Source organism: Pseudomonas citronellolis (assembly GCF_900112375.1).
GTDB lineage: Bacteria > Pseudomonadota > Gammaproteobacteria > Pseudomonadales > Pseudomonadaceae > Pseudomonas > Pseudomonas citronellolis.
Genome location: NZ_FOLS01000004.1, coordinates 1 through 17,801, shown reverse-complemented (window position 1 = coordinate 17,801; position 17,801 = coordinate 1). Strand labels below are relative to the sequence as shown.

At 67.1% G+C, this 17,801-nt stretch carries 22 protein-coding genes; 8 read left to right on the top strand and 14 right to left on the bottom strand.

The window, feature by feature from the left end:
* Positions 1-30: 30 nt before the first annotated feature.
* On the top strand, positions 31-885 hold the full coding sequence (gene rpoH, locus BM060_RS05125; protein WP_074977877.1) for an RNA polymerase sigma factor RpoH: 855 nt from the start codon (positions 31-33) through the stop codon (positions 883-885).
* A 79-nt stretch (positions 886-964) separates the two neighbouring features.
* Positions 965-1,567 carry a hypothetical protein gene (locus BM060_RS05120; protein ID WP_043313979.1) on the top strand — a complete coding sequence of 201 codons (603 nt, stop codon included), beginning with the start codon at positions 965-967 and terminating at the stop codon, positions 1,565-1,567.
* Between the two features lie 7 nt (positions 1,568-1,574).
* Here BM060_RS05120 and mtgA read toward each other — a convergent pair whose 3' ends face one another.
* Complete coding sequence (gene mtgA / locus BM060_RS05115; protein ID WP_074977874.1) at positions 1,575-2,300, bottom strand: monofunctional biosynthetic peptidoglycan transglycosylase; 726 nt, start codon at positions 2,298-2,300, stop codon at positions 1,575-1,577.
* 32 nt (positions 2,301-2,332) lie between these two features.
* Here mtgA and BM060_RS05110 point away from each other — a divergent pair, with 32 nt between their 5' ends.
* From BM060_RS05110 to trmB, 4 genes are all read left to right on the top strand, one after another.
* A complete protein-coding gene (locus BM060_RS05110) occupies positions 2,333-2,707 on the top strand; it encodes a DUF423 domain-containing protein (RefSeq protein ID WP_074977872.1) in 375 nt (124 codons plus the stop codon).
* Positions 2,708-2,808: 101 nt separating this feature from the next.
* Positions 2,809-3,009: a sulfur carrier protein ThiS gene (gene thiS, locus BM060_RS05105; RefSeq protein ID WP_074977870.1), complete on the top strand. Its 201-nt coding sequence runs from the start codon at positions 2,809-2,811 to the stop codon at positions 3,007-3,009.
* Between the two features lie 57 nt (positions 3,010-3,066).
* Positions 3,067-3,873 (top strand): thiazole synthase, encoded by an 807-nt coding sequence (locus BM060_RS05100; protein WP_009615215.1) that lies wholly within the window; start codon positions 3,067-3,069, stop codon positions 3,871-3,873.
* 138 nt (positions 3,874-4,011) lie between these two features.
* On the top strand, positions 4,012-4,683 hold the full coding sequence (gene trmB, locus BM060_RS05095; protein ID WP_218022679.1) for a tRNA (guanosine(46)-N7)-methyltransferase TrmB: 672 nt from the start codon (positions 4,012-4,014) through the stop codon (positions 4,681-4,683).
* A 423-nt stretch (positions 4,684-5,106) separates the two neighbouring features.
* On the opposite strand, the gene BM060_RS05090 is transcribed toward trmB, so the two are convergent.
* From BM060_RS05090 to BM060_RS05030, 13 genes are all read right to left on the bottom strand, one after another.
* Positions 5,107-5,361 carry a hypothetical protein gene (locus BM060_RS05090; protein WP_074977863.1) on the bottom strand — a complete coding sequence of 85 codons (255 nt, stop codon included), beginning with the start codon at positions 5,359-5,361 and terminating at the stop codon, positions 5,107-5,109.
* A 50-nt stretch (positions 5,362-5,411) separates the two neighbouring features.
* On the bottom strand, positions 5,412-5,735 hold the full coding sequence (locus BM060_RS05085) for a DUF3392 domain-containing protein (protein ID WP_009615221.1): 324 nt from the start codon (positions 5,733-5,735) through the stop codon (positions 5,412-5,414).
* 60 nt (positions 5,736-5,795) lie between these two features.
* Positions 5,796-6,635: a glycosyltransferase gene (locus tag BM060_RS05080; protein ID WP_074977861.1), complete on the bottom strand. Its 840-nt coding sequence runs from the start codon at positions 6,633-6,635 to the stop codon at positions 5,796-5,798.
* 14 nt (positions 6,636-6,649) lie between these two features.
* Positions 6,650-7,816, bottom strand: a complete 1,167-nt coding sequence (gene hemW / locus BM060_RS05075) for a radical SAM family heme chaperone HemW (protein WP_074977859.1) — start codon at positions 7,814-7,816, stop codon at positions 6,650-6,652.
* A 41-nt stretch (positions 7,817-7,857) separates the two neighbouring features.
* On the bottom strand, positions 7,858-8,451 hold the full coding sequence (gene rdgB / locus BM060_RS05070) for an RdgB/HAM1 family non-canonical purine NTP pyrophosphatase (RefSeq protein ID WP_074977857.1): 594 nt from the start codon (positions 8,449-8,451) through the stop codon (positions 7,858-7,860).
* Positions 8,448-8,870: a DUF4426 domain-containing protein gene (locus BM060_RS05065; protein ID WP_074977854.1), complete on the bottom strand. Its 423-nt coding sequence runs from the start codon at positions 8,868-8,870 to the stop codon at positions 8,448-8,450. The genes rdgB and BM060_RS05065 overlap by 4 nt, the downstream gene beginning before the upstream one ends.
* A gap of 35 nt (positions 8,871-8,905) precedes the next feature.
* The gene (gene metW / locus BM060_RS05060; RefSeq protein ID WP_009615228.1) at positions 8,906-9,526 is read right to left on the bottom strand and encodes a methionine biosynthesis protein MetW; all 621 of its coding nucleotides are present in this window, start codon (positions 9,524-9,526) and stop codon (positions 8,906-8,908) included.
* 9 nt (positions 9,527-9,535) lie between these two features.
* Positions 9,536-10,675 (bottom strand): homoserine O-succinyltransferase MetX, encoded by a 1,140-nt coding sequence (metX, locus tag BM060_RS05055; RefSeq protein ID WP_074977851.1) that lies wholly within the window; start codon positions 10,673-10,675, stop codon positions 9,536-9,538.
* 81 nt (positions 10,676-10,756) lie between these two features.
* Positions 10,757-12,724, bottom strand: coding sequence for a dynamin family protein (locus tag BM060_RS05050; protein WP_074977848.1), 1,968 nt, complete (start codon positions 12,722-12,724; stop codon positions 10,757-10,759).
* 111 nt (positions 12,725-12,835) lie between these two features.
* Positions 12,836-13,132 (bottom strand): DUF167 domain-containing protein, encoded by a 297-nt coding sequence (locus BM060_RS05045; RefSeq protein ID WP_009615233.1) that lies wholly within the window; start codon positions 13,130-13,132, stop codon positions 12,836-12,838.
* A complete protein-coding gene (locus tag BM060_RS05040) occupies positions 13,132-13,725 on the bottom strand; it encodes a YggT family protein (protein WP_009615234.1) in 594 nt (197 codons plus the stop codon). Before BM060_RS05040 ends, BM060_RS05045 begins: the two co-directional genes overlap by 1 nt.
* 10 nt (positions 13,726-13,735) lie before the next feature.
* Positions 13,736-14,554: a pyrroline-5-carboxylate reductase gene (gene proC, locus BM060_RS05035; RefSeq protein ID WP_074977844.1), complete on the bottom strand. Its 819-nt coding sequence runs from the start codon at positions 14,552-14,554 to the stop codon at positions 13,736-13,738.
* Positions 14,555-14,570: 16 nt separating this feature from the next.
* Positions 14,571-15,260 carry a YggS family pyridoxal phosphate-dependent enzyme gene (locus BM060_RS05030; protein WP_074977842.1) on the bottom strand — a complete coding sequence of 230 codons (690 nt, stop codon included), beginning with the start codon at positions 15,258-15,260 and terminating at the stop codon, positions 14,571-14,573.
* A 73-nt stretch (positions 15,261-15,333) separates the two neighbouring features.
* Between BM060_RS05030 and pilT the strand changes: the two genes are divergently transcribed.
* The gene (gene pilT, locus BM060_RS05025) at positions 15,334-16,368 is read left to right on the top strand and encodes a type IV pilus twitching motility protein PilT (RefSeq protein ID WP_009615237.1); all 1,035 of its coding nucleotides are present in this window, start codon (positions 15,334-15,336) and stop codon (positions 16,366-16,368) included.
* A gap of 104 nt (positions 16,369-16,472) precedes the next feature.
* Positions 16,473-17,618 (top strand): type IV pilus ATPase PilU, encoded by a 1,146-nt coding sequence (pilU, locus tag BM060_RS05020; RefSeq protein ID WP_074977840.1) that lies wholly within the window; start codon positions 16,473-16,475, stop codon positions 17,616-17,618.
* Positions 17,619-17,801: the final 183 nt, after the last annotated feature.

Below are 17,801 nucleotides of genomic sequence, written 5' to 3'. Positions count from 1 at the left end.
TGCGCGAGTTTCGTGAATCGGAGGATTCGCATGACCACTTCTTTGCAACCTGTCTATGCCCTGGCTCCCGGCGCGAACCTGGAAGCCTACGTGCACTCGGTGAACAGCATCCCGCTGTTGACGCCGGAGCAGGAGCGCGAACTGGCCGAACGCCTCTTCTATCAGCAAGATCTGGAAGCGGCACGGCAAATGGTGCTGGCGCACCTGCGCTTCGTCGTGCACATCGCCCGGAGTTATTCCGGGTACGGCCTGGCCCAGGCCGATTTGATCCAGGAGGGCAACGTCGGCCTGATGAAGGCCGTGAAACGCTTCAACCCGGAAATGGGTGTGCGTCTGGTGTCCTTCGCCGTGCATTGGATCAAGGCGGAAATCCACGAGTTCATCCTGCGCAACTGGCGGATCGTCAAGGTCGCCACCACCAAGGCGCAGCGCAAGCTGTTCTTCAACCTGCGCAGCCAGAAGAAGCGTCTGGCCTGGCTGAGCAACGACGAAGTCGAACGCGTCGCCGAGAGTCTGGGCGTGGAAGCTCGGGAAGTACGCGAGATGGAAAGCCGCCTGAGCGGCCAGGACATGGCCTTCGACCCGGCGGCCGACGCCGACGACGAAAGCGCCTACCAGTCGCCGGCGCACTACCTGGAAGACCATCGCTACGACCCGGCGCGCCAACTGGAGGAAGCGGACTGGAGCGACAGCTCCACCGCCAGCCTGCACGAGGCGCTGGAAGGCCTGGACGAACGCAGCCGCGACATCCTCCAGCAGCGCTGGCTGGCCGAGGAGAAGGCGACGCTGCACGACCTGGCGGCCAAGTACAATGTGTCCGCCGAGCGCATCCGTCAGTTGGAAAAGAACGCGATGAACAAGCTCAAGGGGCGCATCGAGGCGTAAGCGCCCGCTGCACCGCTAGACTGAAGACCGCACCCCTCGGGGTGCGGTTTTTTTCTGCCCGCGAATGCCCGGAGATCCGATGCCCCGACTACGCCCGGCCCATGGCCTGCTGATCCTCGCCTTCGCCCTGCTGGCCTTCGCCGCCGGCCTGTGGGTGGCGCGCTCCACGGCGCCGCTGCCGCCGCCGGCCTGGCTGGAGGACTGGCAGCGCGAGGTGTTCGGCCCCCTGGCCGACGGCACCCTGGACCTCGGCCAGTTGCACAGCTGGCAGGAGGGCGCGCTGTGGCTGACCCGCGACCAGCAGGGCGCCCAACTGAGCTACCGCGGCACCCTGGGCACGCCCGACGGGCCCTGGCGCATGGAGGCCGAGCTGGTGCTGAGCGACGAGGAGCGCAGCAGCCTGCAGAAGGCCACGGGCATAGCGCCGGGGGCGCCCGACCAGCCGCTTAGCGACGCCATGCTGGAACAACTGCGCCGGCAGACGGTGGCCTCGGTGCTGCTGGCGCCCAGCCAGACGCTGAGCGTCGGCCGCCTGGTGGCCAGCTTCGGCCCGCCGCGCCTGCGTTTGCAGACCGACGGCGGCGAGGCCTGGATCTATCCCGAGCGCGGCCTGACGCTGCTGCACCGCAATGGCGAGCTGGTCTGGCTGCAGGTGGTGCCGCGGGAGAGCCTGGCGCACTGAGCGTGGCTCAGCGCAGGCGTTCCAGGTAGTCGGGGCCGCCGAGCTGCCACATCTGCTGGCGGATCCAGGCGGCGCGCTGGCGCACGTAGCCGCTGGGGCGCGCGGCGCTCCACTGGCGCGGGTTGGGCAGCACCGCAGCGAGCTGCGCGGCCTGCTGCGCCGACAGGCGGCTGGCGTCGACGCCGAAGTGGTGGCGCGCGGCGGCCTGGGCGCCGAACACGCCGTCGTCCCACTCGGCGCTGTTCAGGTAGACCTCGAGGATGCGCTGCTTCGGCCAGAGAGTTTCCAGCAGCACCGTGAACCAGGCTTCCAGGCCTTTGCGCAGCCAACTGCGGCCGGACCAGAGGAACAGGTTCTTGGCGGTCTGCTGGCTGATGGTGCTGGCGCCGCGGAGGCTCTTGCCACGGCCGTTGTGGGCCAGGGCCTGCTCGATGGCCGGCAGGTCGAAGCCATGGTGCTCGGCGAACTTCTGGTCTTCGCCGGCGATGACCGCCACCTTGAGGTTGTCGGAAATCGAGTCCCAGCTGCGCCAGTCGCGCTGCAGGTCGATGGGCTGGCCGTTGAACCAGGACTGCACTTTGCGCTCGACCATCAGCATGCTGCCCGGCGGCGGCACCCAGCGCAGGACGACGACCACGGCCACGCTGCCCAGGGCGAACCAGAGGAGGAACTTGATCAGGCGGCGGAACAATGTGCGCATGCGAGGGTTTGCCCGGGCGATAGTGCGCGTCATTATAACGGCCCTGACCTATCGGGGAGTTTCCCATGTTGCGTACCTTCCTGCTGTTCGCTGCCTTCTTCGGCTTCACCGGCGTGGCCCTCGGCGCCTTCGCCGCCCACGGCCTGAAGAGCCGCCTGAGCTCCGACTACCTGGCGATCTTCCAGACCGGCGTGCACTACCAGATGCTCCATGCCCTGGCCCTGTTCGGCGTGGCGCTGCTCTCGGCGCACCTGGGCGGCCGCCTGGTGGGCATCGCCGGCGGGTTCTTCGTCGCCGGCATCCTGATCTTCTCCGGCAGCCTCTACCTGCTGACCCTGACTTCCACTCCAGTGCTCGGCGCCATCACCCCTATCGGCGGCGTCTGCTTCCTCGCCGGCTGGCTGTGCCTGGGCCTGGCGGCCTGGAAGCTGACGGGCTGACCCGGACGTCAGAATCGCCGGCCGATGCCCCGCTTGCGCCTTGGTCATCGCCGGCTCTCGGGCTAGAATGCCCACCCCCTCCAATCGCGACGGTGCTGCCCATGCGTATCCAGTTGAACGGCGAACCCTACGAGCTGCCCGACGGCCAGAGCGTGGCCCACCTGCTCGAATGCCTGGAACTGGGCGGGCGCCGCGTCGCGGTCGAACTGAACCTGGACATAGTGCCGCGCAGCCAGCACGCCGCCACCGCCCTCAAGGAGGGTGACCAGGTGGAGGTGGTGCACGCCATCGGCGGCGGCTAGGTCGTCGCTTCCCCGATTCAGGCCCCGCCCCACCCGCTTTTGCTGAGGAAAGATCCGATGAGCCAAGCCTCTTCCACCCTGCCGGTCGACAAGCCTTTCACCCTCGCCGGGCGTACCTATGAATCGCGCCTGCTGGTCGGCACCGGCAAGTACCAGGATCTCGACGAGACGCGCCGCGCCATCGAGGCCTCCGGCGCGCAGATCGTCACCGTGGCGGTGCGCCGCACCAACATCGGCCAGAACCCCGACGAGCCCAACCTGCTCGACGTGATCCCGCCGGACCGCTATACCATCCTGCCGAACACCGCCGGCTGCTACGACGCCGTGGAAGCGGTGCGCACCTGCCGCCTGGCCCGCGAGCTGCTGGACGGCCACAACCTGGTCAAGCTGGAAGTGCTGGCGGACCAGAAGACGCTGTTCCCCAACGTCGTGGAAACCCTCAAGGCCGCCGAAGTGCTGGTCAAGGACGGCTTCGACGTGATGGTGTACACCAGCGACGACCCGATCATCGCCCGCCAGCTGGCCGAGATGGGCTGCATCGCGGTGATGCCGCTGGCCGGCCTGATCGGCTCCGGCCTGGGCATCTGCAACCCCTACAACCTGCGCATCATCCTCGAGGAAGCCACCGTTCCCGTGCTGGTCGACGCCGGCGTGGGCACCGCTTCCGACGCCACCATCGCCATGGAGTTGGGCTGCGAGGCGGTGCTGATGAACACCGCCATCGCCCACGCGCAGAACCCGGTGATGATGGCCGAGGCCATGAAGCACGCCATCGTCGCCGGTCGCCTGGCCTACCTGGCCGGGCGCATGCCGCGCAAACTGTACGCCAGCGCCTCCTCGCCGATGAGCGGCCTGATCGGCTGATCCCGGCGCGGCGCCCCGAGCGGGCCGGTTCGCCAAGCGCGGGCCGGCCCGTCGTCACTTTCACTGCCCCGTTTTTTCCAAGGTCCGAACATGAGCGATACCCAGCAGCCCCAGGCCGAGCAGGCCACCGACCGGCCGATGCGCACCATCAAGAGCTTCGTGATGCGCGCCGGGCGCGTGACCGAAGGCCAGCAGCGCGGCCTCGACCAGGGCTGGCCGCGCTTCGGCCTGGAACTGGCCGACGGCCCGCGCGACTTCGACCAGGTGTTCGGGCGCAAGGCCCCGCGCACCTTCGAGATCGGCTTCGGCATGGGCCAGGCCACCCTGGAAATGGCCGCCGCGGCGCCGGACCAGGATTTCATCGGCGTCGAAGTGCACCGCCCGGGCGTGGGCGCGCTGCTCAACGGCATGTTGACGCAGAACCTCACCAACATCCGCGTCTACAGCTGCGACGCCCTGGAAGTGCTGCGCGACTGCGTGGCCGACGCCAGCCTGGACCGCGTGCTGCTGTTCTTCCCCGACCCCTGGCACAAGGCGCGCCACCACAAGCGCCGCATCGTCCAGCCGGCCTGGGCGGAGCTGGTGCGCAGCAAGTTGAAGGTCGGTGGTGTCCTGCACATGGCCACCGACTGGGAACAGTACGCCGAGCACATGCTGGAAGTGATGAACGCCGCGCCCGGCTACCGCAACCTGTCCCCGGACAACACCTACGTGCCGCGCCCGGAAGAGCGCCCTGTGACCAAGTTTGAACGCCGCGGCGAGCGCCTGGGCCATGGCGTCTGGGACCTGAAGTTCCAGCGCGTCGACTGAGCGGCCGAAACATCCTGCACGCTGTCTTATAGGTCGCGCCGTAGTGCTCTTCGTAGGAGCGAGCTTGCTCGCGAACACACTCCGCTGTGGGACTCATTCGCGAGCAAGCTCGCTCCTACGAAAAGCCATGCTCGCCTGCAATGTAGGAGCGGGCCCTGCCCGCGATTCGCGCGCAGGGCGCGCTCCTGCATGGAATGGCGTAGGTGGCGTGGCGTAGGAGCGGATCTCATCCGCGAATCGCACCGGAACCGCCGGCATCGCGGACAAGGTCCGCTCCTACGGGGGGCGGCGGTGTGTCGACTGCGCCGAGGTGCTCTTCGTAGGATGGGTTGAGCCTGCGAAACCCATGCGGCCGCGGTGATGGGTATCGCTTCGCTCAACCCATCCTACGTCAGTGTTTCCCCTGCCCCTGTAGGAGCGGAATCAGTCGATCAGCTCCGCGCCGACCACGGTGATGTCCGGCAGGCTCAACGGCGCCGGGGTGATCTGCAGGTACTTGATGCTGTTGCGCGGGATCAGCAGCAGGTCGCCGTCCACCTCGATGCTCAGGCAGGGCGACTCCAGCTGTTTGCGGATGCCCTGCGCCACTTCCACCGGGTCCTCGCTCTGTTGCGGGAAGCGCAGCGCCAGGCGCTGGCCGTCGATGAAGTGCAGGTACAGGTGCTTGATCGGTTTCATGGCGTTTCCCCAGCTGCGCGTTGGCTACTGGGGAAACACTAGCAGGCCCGTCAGCTGCGGTCGGCGATCATGCCGATGATGAAGAACAGCAACAGCAGCACCGGCGCCAGGGTGTAGTTGTTGAAGTAGTTCAGGCCGTGGGCCACCCAGGGGGTGACGAAGACCATGGCCAGGCCGTAGCCCACGGCGCAGATGAGCACGAACAGCAGGGTGCGGAAGACGAAGTTGAGGCTGCCGATGCGCTGCTGCACCCAGGCGTTGATCGCCGGGCCGAACAGCACCAGCAGGGTGGCCATGATCGCCAGGGCGATATCGGACAGGTGGCTGCGGCTCCAGCGGGAGGCGCTGGCGATCAGGTCGAGGGCGAAGTCCATGCAGGCTCCTTGGTCGGGGGCGGTCGACGGGGGAGTTTACCCGAGCGACGGGTGGGTGGTTCAGCCGCCAGGCGTTTTTCGCAGCAGCAGCTGCAACGTCTTCCAGGCCAGTTTCTTGTCGCGGAACAGCAGAAGCTGCTTGATCAGGCGCAGCGGCAGGTGGCGCCGGTAGCTGGCGAAGAGCTCGGGGCGGTACTGGCTGTAGTAGCGGTACTCCGACTCGTAGATGCTTTCGTAGCGGGCCCGGGACACCTGGTTGCGGTTGCTGATCGAGAGGTTCTGGCGGATTCCCGCGGCCATGACGTAGACCTGCTTGCCGTCGGACAGCGCGCGGTGGAAGGCCCAGTGGTCCAGGTAATCCAGCGGGAAGGCGGGATTGAAGCCGCCGATCCGGGCCAGCCAGGCGGTGCGCCAGCAGGCGCCGGAGTTGATCGCGGTCATCTGCTGCCTGCGATAGCCGGTCTCGATGCCCTCCGCGCTGGCGCGGACACGGCTGTTGTCCATGGGCGAGACCTGGCGCTGGCCATCGCTGACCCGCGGCACCAGGCAGACGCAATCGGCGGCCAGGTCATCCGCCCGCTCCGCCAGCTCGTGGAAATACGCCTCGGGCAGTCGGGTGTCCTGGTCGAGCAGCAGCAGCCAGTCGTGGCCTTGCTCGCAGGCGTCGCGCAGCGCCAGGTTGTAGGCGGCGGCGAGGCCCGGGTTGCTCGGGTCGTGCCTGTAGTTCACGGCGATGGAGTATTCGCCGGGCGGCAGCGCCTGGGGCGTCGGGCTGTTGTCGTGGATGACCAGGCTGACGTCATGGGTGGCCAGCAGGGCCTGGTTCTGCATGAGGCTGCGGAAGCTCTCCGAGTCGCCGAGCTTCTGCTTGTAGATCACCAGGACGATGGTCGCTCGCATGCCGCGCGCAGGCCTCAGGGCAGGAACTGCTGCAGCAGGTCGTTGAGGAACAGCTGGCCGCGCTCGGTCGGCCGCAGGCGCTCGTCGTCCTCGGCCAGCAGGCCTTGGGCGCGGGCTTCGCGGCAGGCTTCGGCGATGGCTTGCAGGGGCAGGCCGGTGCGTTGCTCGAACAGTGCCGCCGGGACGCCGTCCACCAGGCGCAGGGCGTTCATCATGAATTCGAAGGGCAGGTCGGCCGCTTCCAGCACCCGTTCGCCGGCCTGGAAGGCCTTGGCCGGGTTCAGGTAGTCCTTCGGCAGGCGCGTCTTCCAGGTACGCAGGATGCGGCCCTCGGGGCTGCTGAGCTTGGCGTGGGCGCCGGCGCCGATGCCGAGGAAGTCGCCGAAGGTCCAGTAGTTGAGGTTGTGCCGGGCGCGCAGGCCGTCGCGGGCGTAGGCCGAAGTCTCGTACTGGACGTAGCCGGCTTGCGCCAGGCGGGCCTGGCCGGCTTCCTGGATTTCCCAGAGGGCGTCGTCTTCCGGCAGTTCCGGCGGCTGGCTCCAGAACACCGTGTTCGGCTCCATGGTCAGTTGGTACCAGGACAAATGCGTCGGGGCCAGGGCGATGGCCTGCTCCAGGTCGGCCAGGGCGTCGGCCACGCTCTGGTCGGGCAGGCCGTGCATCAGGTCGAGATTGAAGTTGTCGAAGCCGGCGCGGCGCGCCATGTCCGCCGCGCGCACCGCCTCGTCGCCATCGTGGATGCGCCCCAGGGCCTTGAGCTTGTCGGCCTGGAAGCTCTGCACGCCGATGGACAGACGGTTGATGCCCAGGGCCCGGTAGTCGGCGAACTTGGCCTGTTCGAAGGTGCCGGGGTTGGCCTCCAGGGTGATTTCGATGTCGTTTTCGAAACCGACTTCGCGCTCCAGGCCTTCGAGGATGCGCCCCAGGGCACTGGCGGAGAACAGGCTGGGCGTGCCGCCGCCGAAGAAGATCGAGGTCAGCCTGCGGCCGTGGACGTGCTGCCGGTCAGCCGCCAGGTCGGCCAGCAGCGCCTGGACGTAGGCGTCCTCGGGCAGCTCCGGGCCGGCGGCGTGGGAGTTGAAGTCGCAGTACGGGCATTTGCGCACGCACCAGGGGATATGGATGTAGGCCGCCAACGGCGGTAGCTGAAAGCGGCGAGCTTCAAGCTGCAAGCTGTCCATGCTTTTACTTGTCGCTTGCGGCTTGTGGCTTGCCGCCGCCTTCATAACCCCAACCGCTGTTTCAGCAGGGCCATGGCGCGGGCGCGGTGGCTGAGGCGGTTCTTCTGCTCGGGGGGCAGTTCGGCGCTGGAGCAGCCGCTTTCCGGCACCCAGAACAGCGGATCGTAGCCGAAGCCGTGCTCGCCGCGGGCCCCGTGGAGGATGCTGCCTTCCCAGATGCCTTCGCAGAGGATCGGCAGCGGGTCGTCGGCATGCCGCACCAGGGCCAGCACGCTGACGAACTGCGCGCCGCGCTGGTCGTCCGGCACTTCGCGCAGGGCGTCCAGCAACTTGGCGTTGTTCGCCGCGTCACCCTTGCCGTCGGCGTAGCGCGCGGAGTAGATGCCCGGCGCGCCGCCGAGGTAGTCCACCGCCAGGCCCGAGTCGTCGGCCAGCGCCGGCAACCCGGAGATGCGCGCGGCGTTGCGCGCCTTGAGGATGGCGTTCTCGACGAAGGACAGGCCGGTTTCCTCCGGCTCCACGTCGCTGAACTCGCCGATCGAGCGCACTTTCACGTGGGCGCCCAGCATGGCCTGGAGTTCCTTGAGTTTGCCGGCGTTGTGACTGGCCAGCACCAGTTGTTCGAGCTTGATCATTCGTCTGGGTAGATTTCCTGGAGGAACTCGAAGCTTTGCGGGGCTTCGGAGCCTTTCTGTACCTGGATGTCGAAGGTCAGGGTGTCACGGCCTTCGATGGGGAACTGGGCGATGTGGTAGACCGCGCCTTCTTCCACCACGCGCTTGAAGGTCAGCGGGATCGGCTGGCCCATGAGGTTCTTGGCGGTGCCGGAGACGGTGACCTGGGCCGGCTTGCCGCTGGCGTCCAGCGGCACGATGTTGATCACGCCCTGGGCCTTGCTGCGCACCACGCCGACGGCCGCGGCGACCTTGGGCTGGAGGAAGCTGGAGTTGTAGACGCTGTAGTGGACCTTGAGGTCCCCCAGCGTGGTGGCCTGCTCGGCGAAGGCCGGCAGTGCCAGGAACAGGCAGAACAGCAGGGAGGCTAGGCGGCGCATGGTTTTCTTCTCCTGGGTTCGGGGCCCCGGGCGGTTCAGACGGCGATGCGGTGGTCCGGCAGGCTTGGACCGCTGACCCGGTAGATGCCGATTTCACCCAACAGATTAGGCCAAACTCGGCAGGACCAGCGATGACGGTGGTCACGATCCACCGCCAGGCGGTCGAGCACCCGCAGGCGCTTCTCGCGGCACAGCGCCTCGAAGTCCTTGAAGGTGCAGAAGTGGATGTTCGGCGTGTTGTACCAGGTGTAGGGAAGGAATTCCGACACCGGCATGCGGCCGTTACGCGCCAGGTACCAGCGGCAGCGCCAGTGGCCGAAGTTGGGGAAGGTGATGATGCAGGTGCGGCCGACGCGGAGCATCTCTTCGAGGATCCTGTCCGGGTAGTGCACGGCCTGCAAGGCCTGGGTCATGACCACCACGTCGAAGCTGTTGCTGGCGAAGCTGCCGAGGCCCTTGTCCAGGTCCTGCTCGATGACGTTCACGCCGCGTTCGACGCACTTGGCGATGTTTTCGCTGTCGATTTCCAGGCCGTAGCCGGTGACCTGCTTGTGTTCGGCCAGCCAGGCGAGCAGTTCGCCGTCGCCGCAGCCGAGGTCGAGCACCCGGCTGCCGGCGGGGATCCAGTCTTGGATGATGTCCAGGTCGGCGCGCATGGGGCTTCCTTATACGCTGATGCGGTTCATGTAGGCGCTGAAGGCCTGGAGGTAGCGGGGGATCGGCATGAGGAAGGCGTCGTGGCCCTGGGGTGCGTCGATCTCCAGGTAGCAGACGTTCTTCTTCGCCGCGATCAGGGCGTCGACGATCTCCCGCGAGCGCGCCGGGGAGAAGCGCCAGTCGGTGGTGAAGGACATCAGGCAGAAGTCCGCCTTGACCCCGGCCAGGGTGCGTACCAGGTCGCCATCGTGGGCGGAAGCCGGGTCGAAGTAGTCCAGCGCCTTGGTCATCAGCAGGTAGGTGTTGGCGTCGAAGCGGGTGGAGAATTCCTCGCCCTGATAGCGCAGATAGCTCTCGACCTGGAATTCGACGTTGTAGAGGTCGTAGTTGAGCTTCTCGGCCTTGCGGTCGCGGCCGAACTTCTCGCCCATGGCGTCATCGGACAGGTAGGTGATGTGCCCGACCATGCGCGCCAGGCGCAGGCCGTGGCGCGGGATCACGCCCTGTTCCTGGAAGTGGCCGCCGAGGAACTCCGGGTCCGAGAGAATGGCCTGGCGCGCCACTTCGTTGAAGGCGATGTTCTGCGCCGAGAGCTTGGGCGCGCTGGCGATGCACAGGCAGTGGCGCACGCGCTCGGGGTAGCTGATGGTCCACTGCAGCGCCTGCATGCCGCCCAGGCTGCCGCCGACCACCGCGGCCCACTGATTGATGCCCAGGCGATCGGCCAGGCGCGCCTGGCTGTTGACCCAGTCTTCCACGGTGACCACCGGGAAATCGGAGCCGTAGATGCGCCCGGTCGACGGGTCGAGGCTGGTGGGGCCGGTGGAGCCGTTGCAGCCGCCGAGGTTGTTCAGCGCGACCACGAAGAACTTGCGGGTGTCGATGGCCTTGCCCGGGCCGATGCAGCTGTCCCACCAACCCGGCTTGCGCTCGTCGGGGCTGTTGTAGCCGGCGGCGTGGTGATGGCCGGAAAGCGCATGGCAGATCAGCACGGCATTGCTCGCCGTGGCGTTCAGCTCGCCGTAGGTCTCGATCACCAGCTGGTATTCGGGCAGCGTCCTGCCGCTGACCAGGGCCAGGGGTTCGCTGAAGTGCAGCGTCTGGGGAGAGACCAGACCGACGGAATCTTCGGGGAAGACTGTTGGCATCGACCCAGCTCATGAATAAAAGGAGGGCGCCAGTCTAAAGAGCACCGCCCCCTGCGGCAAGGCCGGGCCTGCCGCGGGCGTTCAGGCGCGCTGCGAGCCGGGCAGGGCGACCACGCGGGCCTGGCGTTGCAGCGGCGAGGGGCGGCGCAGCAGGCGGAGGATTTCCGAGGCTTCGGCCAGCTGTTTTTCCAGCTCTTCCTGGTAGCGCGCCATGAGCAGGGCGCGCTGGCGTACCTGCTGGGTTTCCTGGGCCAGGGCCTTCAGGCGCAGCATGTGGGTTTCCAGCAGCTGCTTGTTCTCCAGGGTGTACTGCATCAGCGGCATCAGGGCGTCGGTGGCCCAGCGCTCGACTTCTTCGCGCACGCGCTGGTGCAGGAGGATGACTTCCTGGGCCAGGGTGGCGATGAAGCGCCGCGTCAGCAGGCGCTGTTCGGTGAGCAGGGTCTTGAGCTGCAGGCGGAAGCGGTCGGCCTGCTCGCGCAGCCGGGCCAGTTCGCGCTGGTAGCCGGCGACGTCGAAGCGCGGGGCGTCCAGGGCGTTCAGCGGGTTTTCCTGGTTGTGCCGCTGGTAGATGGCCTCGACCATGCGGTTACCCAGTTCGGCCTCGTGCTGCAGGCTGTGCAGGTCGCCCTCCACGGCCTGGAAGAAGTTCAGGATGGCCTGGTTGATGCCCAGGGTGGTCCAGCTGCCGCGCAGCTTCTCGTGGACTTTGGCCAGGTGCCGCTCCAGGCGTTCGGCGCGCACGGTCTGGCCGAGCAGCTCGCCCTGGCGGCGCAGCAGGCGCTGGTTGGTCTTCAGGTTGAGCAGGCGGCGGTGGTGCAGGCCGTGGTCTTCCTTGGTCCGCGCGGTCAGCTCGAAAAGCAGCTGGCCGCTGTCCTGCTGCTGGCCTTCGAGCTGCGCCTGCTGTTCGCGCAGGCGTTCCAGGCGGGCGCGCAGGCTGTGCTGGCTGTTGTTCAGCAGGGCCAGCACCTGGCTGAGCACCGCGCCTTCCAGCAGGCGCTCCTTATCCGCCACTATGCGCTCGCAGAGCAGGGTTTCCAGGCTTTCCAGCTGGCTGCGGGCGAGCAGTTCGGCGTCGTTGCGCACCTTGGCCAGCAGCGCCTGCTTGGCCGACAGCGGCAGCACGCTGTCGCGGGGGATGCCCAGCTGCCGCGCGGTGGTGTCGCGGATGCGCTGGATGGCGTTGTGCACGAAGGCGTCGCCGGCCAGGTCGTCCCAGAGCACGTCGACCTTGTTCAGCACCGCGTACAGGGTGCACTGGCCGTCTTCCACCAGGTGCCGCACGTGGTCCTGCCAGACCGCCAGGTCCGAGGCGGTGACGCCGGTGTCAGCGGCCAGCAGGAAGACCACCGCCTGGGCGCTGGGCAGCATCGACAGGGTCAGTTCCGGCTCGCTGCCCAGGGCGTTCAGGCCGGGGGTGTCGAGGATGCGCAGGCCCTGGCGCAGCAGCGGGTGGTCGAAGTTGACCAGGGCGTGGCGCCAGGCCGGCACGCGCACGTGGCCGGGGCGTTCGGCGGCTTCCAGCATGTCCGGGAGGAAGCCCAGCTGGATCGCCTGTTCCACCGGCAGGCTCTTGGTCCGGGCGGTCTGCGCGAAGGCCTGGGCCATGTTGGCCGGGTCGGAGGTGTCCAGGGGGATGTTCACCCAGTGCCGCGGCACCTGCTTGAAGCGGGCGATGCTGGCGTCGGCCACCCGCGTCTCGATGGGCAGCAGGCGGATGTAGGGGCGTTCGGAGCGCGGGTCGAAGAAGATCTCGGTAGGGCACATGGTGGTGCGCCCGGCCTGGGAGGGCAGCATGCGCTGGCCGTACTCGGAGAAGAACAGGCTGTTGATCAGCTCGGTCTTGCCGCGGGAGAACTCGCCGACGAAGGCCAGAGTGATGTGGTCCAGGCGCAGAAGGCGCAGGGCGCGCTCCAGGCGCGCGTCTATGTCCGCGCTGTTCAGCCGGCTCTGCTCCAGCCAGCTGCGATAGCGGATGATGTCCCGGACCAGTTCCCGCTTCCAGGTGACGTAGGCGTCGATCTGCTGACTGAGTCGCTCCATGCTCATCCAGGCGGTCCTATGGCTTGCGCTTCCTGCGCGAGAGATGAATGCCTGGATTATGAAGCGCGGCGAGGTGGCGTCAATTGGCCTTCATCACATTCCTATATGTAAGGTCGGTCAAGCCGACCGAGCGGTTATCCCCAGCTCGGCCGGCAGCCGTGTCGGCCGGGGGATGCGCACGCGTTTCTGGCGGTTCAGCTCGCCGCTCTCGAGTATTACCGCGCTTTTCGGCACGCCGAAGGCCTTGCCGAGGAACGCCAGCAGGTGGGCGTTGGCCTTGCCTTCCACCGGCGGGGCGGTGAGGCGGATCTTCAGGCGTTCGCCGTGCAGCCCGGCGAACTCGTCGCGGCTCGCCTTGGGCTGCAGGTGGCAATCGAGGATCAGGTCCTCGCCGTCCCAGCGGTAGAAGCTCATTACATGAACGGACTCAGGATTTGCGGCATCCCGGTCATGGCTGCCAGGTTGCCTATTACCAGCATGTCGAGCAGCTTCAGTGCGATGAAGGCGAAGATCGGCGAGATGTCCAGCCCGCCGAGGTTCGGCAGCAGTTTGCGGAAGGGCGCCAGCAGCGGCTCGCAGATCTGGTTCACCAGCTGCGCGCCGGGGTTGTAGCTGCCCGGGGCGACCCAGGAGAGGATCACGCTGATGATCAGGGCGAAGAAGAACACCTTGAGGAACAGCGAGGTCACCGCGATCACCGACCACACCAGCAGTTGCAGGACGTAGCCGCCGACGCCGTAGCCCATCAGCGTCAGGGTGACGATCATCAGCACCAGCTGGACCAGGATGGCCAGCACCAGCGACGCCAGGTCGATGCCGCCGAAGCCGGGGATCACCCGGCGCAGCGGGTTCAGCAGCGGCTTGGTGGCGCGCACGATGAACTGGCTCAGCGGGTTGTAGAAGTCGGCGCGCACCAGCTGCAGGATGAAGCGCAGCAGGACGATCAGCAGGTAGAGGCTGCCGAGTGTCTGGATGACATAGATGGCAGCGGTGGAAAGTCCGGTCATGTAAGGCTCCTCATTGCCCCAGTTGTTCGGCCAGTTCGGCGGAACGGTGGTCGGCGGCGGCCAGGGCGCGCTCGACCAGTGCTTCGAATCCATTCGCCTGGAAGGAGGTGATGGCGGCTTCGGTGGTGCCCTTGGGCGATGTCACGCGGCGGCGCAGTTCGGCCGGGCCGACGTCGCTGGCCACCGCCATGCGCGCGGCGCCCAGGGCGGTCTGCAGGGTCAGGCGGGCGGCGACCTCGGGGCTCAGGCCGAGCTTCTCGCCGGCGGCGGTCATGGCTTCCATCAGCAGGAAGAAGTAGGCCGGGCCGCTGCCGGAGACGGCGGTGACGGCGTCGATCTGCTTCTCTCCGTCCAGCCACAGGGCGATGCCCACGGCGCCCAGCAGCTGTTCGGCCTGCTGGCGCTGGGCCGGGCTGACCTGGGCGGTGGCGTACAGGCCGCTGGCGCCTTCGCCCAGCAGCGCCGGGGTGTTGGGCATGCAGCGTACCAGCAGCTCGGTGCCCAGCCAGCGCGACAGGCTGGCGCAGGGAATGCCGGCGGCGATGGAGACGATCAGCTGGCCCGGTTCGAGCAGCGCGGCCAGGGGCTCGCAGACCTGTTTCATGACCTGCGGCTTGACCGCCAGGACCACCACGTCGGCGCCGGCGATGGCGCTGGCGTTGTCCTCGAACACCTCGATGCCGTGCTCGGCGGCGATCTTCGCGCGCTGTTCGGCGCCCGGGTCGCTGGCGCGGATGTGGCTGGCGGGCACGCCCTGGGCGCGCAGGCCACCGATCAGGCTGGCGGCCATGTTGCCGGCGCCGATGAAAGCGATGCGGGTGCTGCTCATGGGTTGTGTTCCTTGATCAAGAATGGGGACCGTAGTCGCGCGCGCCGAACAGCGCGGTGCCGATGCGCACCCAGGTGGCGCCTTCGGCGATGGCGGCTTCGAGGTCGTGGCTCATGCCCATGGACAGGGTGTCCAGGCCGAGGTTCAGGGCAGTCAGGAGTTCGCGCAGGCGGGCGAAGGCGGCGCGCTGGGCGGCGATGTCCTCGGTGGGTTCGGGGATGGCCATCAGCCCGCGCAGCTTCAGGTTGGGCAGGGCGGCCACGGCGCGGGCCAGGGCCGGCAGCTCCTCGGGGGCGCAGCCGGACTTGCTGTCCTCGCCGCTGACGTTCACCTGCAGGCAGACGTTGAGTGGCGGCAGGTCGGCAGGACGCTGCGCGGACAGGCGCTCGGCGACCTTCAGGCGGTCCACCGAGTGCACCCAGTGGAAGTGCTCGGCGATGGGCCGCGTCTTGTTCGACTGGATGGGGCCGATGAAATGCCAGGTGAGCGCCAGATCGGCCAGTTCCACCTGCTTGCCGAGGGCTTCCTGCAGGTAGTTCTCGCCGAAATCGTCGAGGCCGGCGGCATGGGCTTCGCGGATGTCGGCGGCGGGCTTGGTCTTGCTCACCGCCAGCAGCGCAACGCTGCCCGAAGCCCGCCCGCAAGCTTGCTCCGCCTCACGGATACGCTCGCGAACCTTTGCAATATTCTCTGCTATCGTGGACATTACCTGCGCTCTGAGGCCCGGCTGCTGCAAGTTCAGCGGCATTCTACCTGCTTGCATTGGATTGGGGAGTCCCATGGATATTACCGAGTTGCTCGCCTTCAGCGCCAAGCAAGGCGCTTCGGACCTGCACCTCTCGGCCGGCCTGCCGCCGATGATCCGCGTCGACGGCGACGTGCGCCGCATCAACCTGCCGCCGCTGGAGCACAAGCAGGTGCACGCGCTGATCTACGACATCATGAACGACAAGCAGCGCAAGGATTTCGAGGAATTCCTGGAAACCGACTTCTCCTTCGAAGTGCCGGGCGTGGCGCGTTTCCGCGTCAACGCCTTCAACCAGAACCGCGGCGCCGGCGCCGTGTTCCGGACCATTCCCTCCAAGGTGCTGACCATGGAGGACCTGGGCATGGGCGAAGTGTTCAAGCGGGTTTCCGACGTGCCGCGCGGGCTGGTGCTGGTGACCGGGCCGACCGGTTCGGGCAAGTCCACCTCGCTTGCGGCGATGCTCGACTACCTGAACAACACCAAGTACAGCCACATCCTCACCGTCGAAGACCCGATCGAATTCGTCCACGAATCGAAGAAGTGCCTGGTCAACCAGCGCGAGGTGCACCGCGACACCCTCGGCTTCAACGAGGCGCTGCGCTCGGCCCTGCGTGAGGACCCGGACATCATCCTGGTCGGCGAGATGCGCGACCTGGAGACCATCCGCCTGGCGCTGACCGCCGCGGAAACCGGCCACCTGGTGTTCGGCACCCTGCACACCACCTCCGCGGCCAAGACCATCGACCGTATCGTCGACGTGTTCCCCGCCGAGGAGAAGGCCATGGTCCGTTCCATGCTCTCCGAGTCGCTGCAGGCGGTGATCTCGCAGACGCTGCTGAAGAAGATCGGCGGCGGCCGGGTGGCGGCCCACGAGATCATGATCGGCACCCCGGCGATCCGCAACCTGATCCGCGAGGACAAGGTGGCGCAGATGTACTCGGCCATCCAGACCGGCGGCGCGCTGGGCATGCAGACCCTCGACATGTGCCTCAAGGGCCTGGTCGCCAAGGGCCTGGTGACCCGCGACGCGGCCAAGGAAAAGGCGAAGATCCCGGAAAACTTCTGATTCTCCCCGGGCCTGGTGCCCGGCCAGGCGGCACGGCACACGCACGGGCGGCCTGGATGACAGTCGAATCGCACAGTGCGTGAACGAATCAGGTTGGATCGATCATGGAATTCGAGAAGCTTCTGCGGCTGATGGTGGAGAAGGGCGCCTCGGACCTCTTCGTCACCGCTGGCGTGCCCCCGTCGATGAAGGTCAACGGCAAGGTGCTGCCGGTGACCAAGACCCCGCTGTCGCCCGAGCAGACCCGCGAGACGGTGCTGGCGGTGATGAACGAGCAGCAGCGCCGCGACTTCGCCGAGCACCACGAGTGCAACTTCGCCATCAGCGCCCGCGGCATCGGCCGTTTCCGCGTCAGCGCCTTCTACCAGCGCAACCTGGTGGGCATGGTGCTGCGCCGCATCGAGACCAACATCCCGACCATCGAGGACCTCAAGCTGCCGGAGATCCTCAAGAAGCTGGCCATGACCAAGCGTGGGCTGGTGATCTTCGTCGGCGCCACCGGCACCGGCAAGTCCACTTCGCTGGCGGCGATGATCGGCTACCGCAACAAGAACTCCACCGGGCACATCATCTCCATCGAGGACCCGATCGAGTACATCCACCAGCATCAGGGCTGCATCGTCACCCAGCGCGAAGTGGGGCTGGACACCGACACCTTCGAGGTGGCGCTGAAGAACACCCTGCGCCAGGCGCCGGACGTGATCATGATCGGCGAGGTGCGCTCGCGCGAGACCATGGAGCACGCCGTGGCCTTCGCCGAGACCGGCCACCTGTGCCTGGCCACCCTGCACGCCAACAACGCCAACCAGGCGCTGGAGCGGATCATCCACTTCTTCCCGGCCGACCGGCACCAGCAGATCTGGATGGACCTGTCGCTGAACCTCAAGGCCATCGTCGCCCAGCAACTGGTGCCGACCCCGGACGGCAAGGGCCGCCGTGCGGTGATCGAGGTGCTGCTGAATACTCCGCTGGCCGCTGACCTGATCCGCAAGGGTGAGGTGCATGAGCTGAAGCCGCTGATGAAGCGCTCTACCGAGCAGGGTATGCAGACCTTCGACCAGGCGCTGTATCAGCTCTATTCCCAGGGTGAGATCACCTATGAGGATGCGCTGGCCTATGCTGATTCGGCCAACGATCTGCGGTTGATGATCAAGCTTGGGTCGGAGACCGATGCGGATCATCTGTCGAGCATGACTCAGGGGCTGACTCTGGAGTTGAGTGACGACGATCCTAATCGTCGTTTCCGCTGAGCCGCTCCCCCTAGCTTTCTCTCGGAGGGCGAGGGGGCTGTTCTGAGTGGCTTGTAGGCCAGGCACCGTCCTCCCACCCTCGTCATTCCCGCGAACGCGGGACGCGGCTCCATCGCGAACAGCGCTTGCGCTGGCCCGAAGGGGAATAACCCAGTTGCCTTGGCTTGGGTGTTTCTGCGCCGC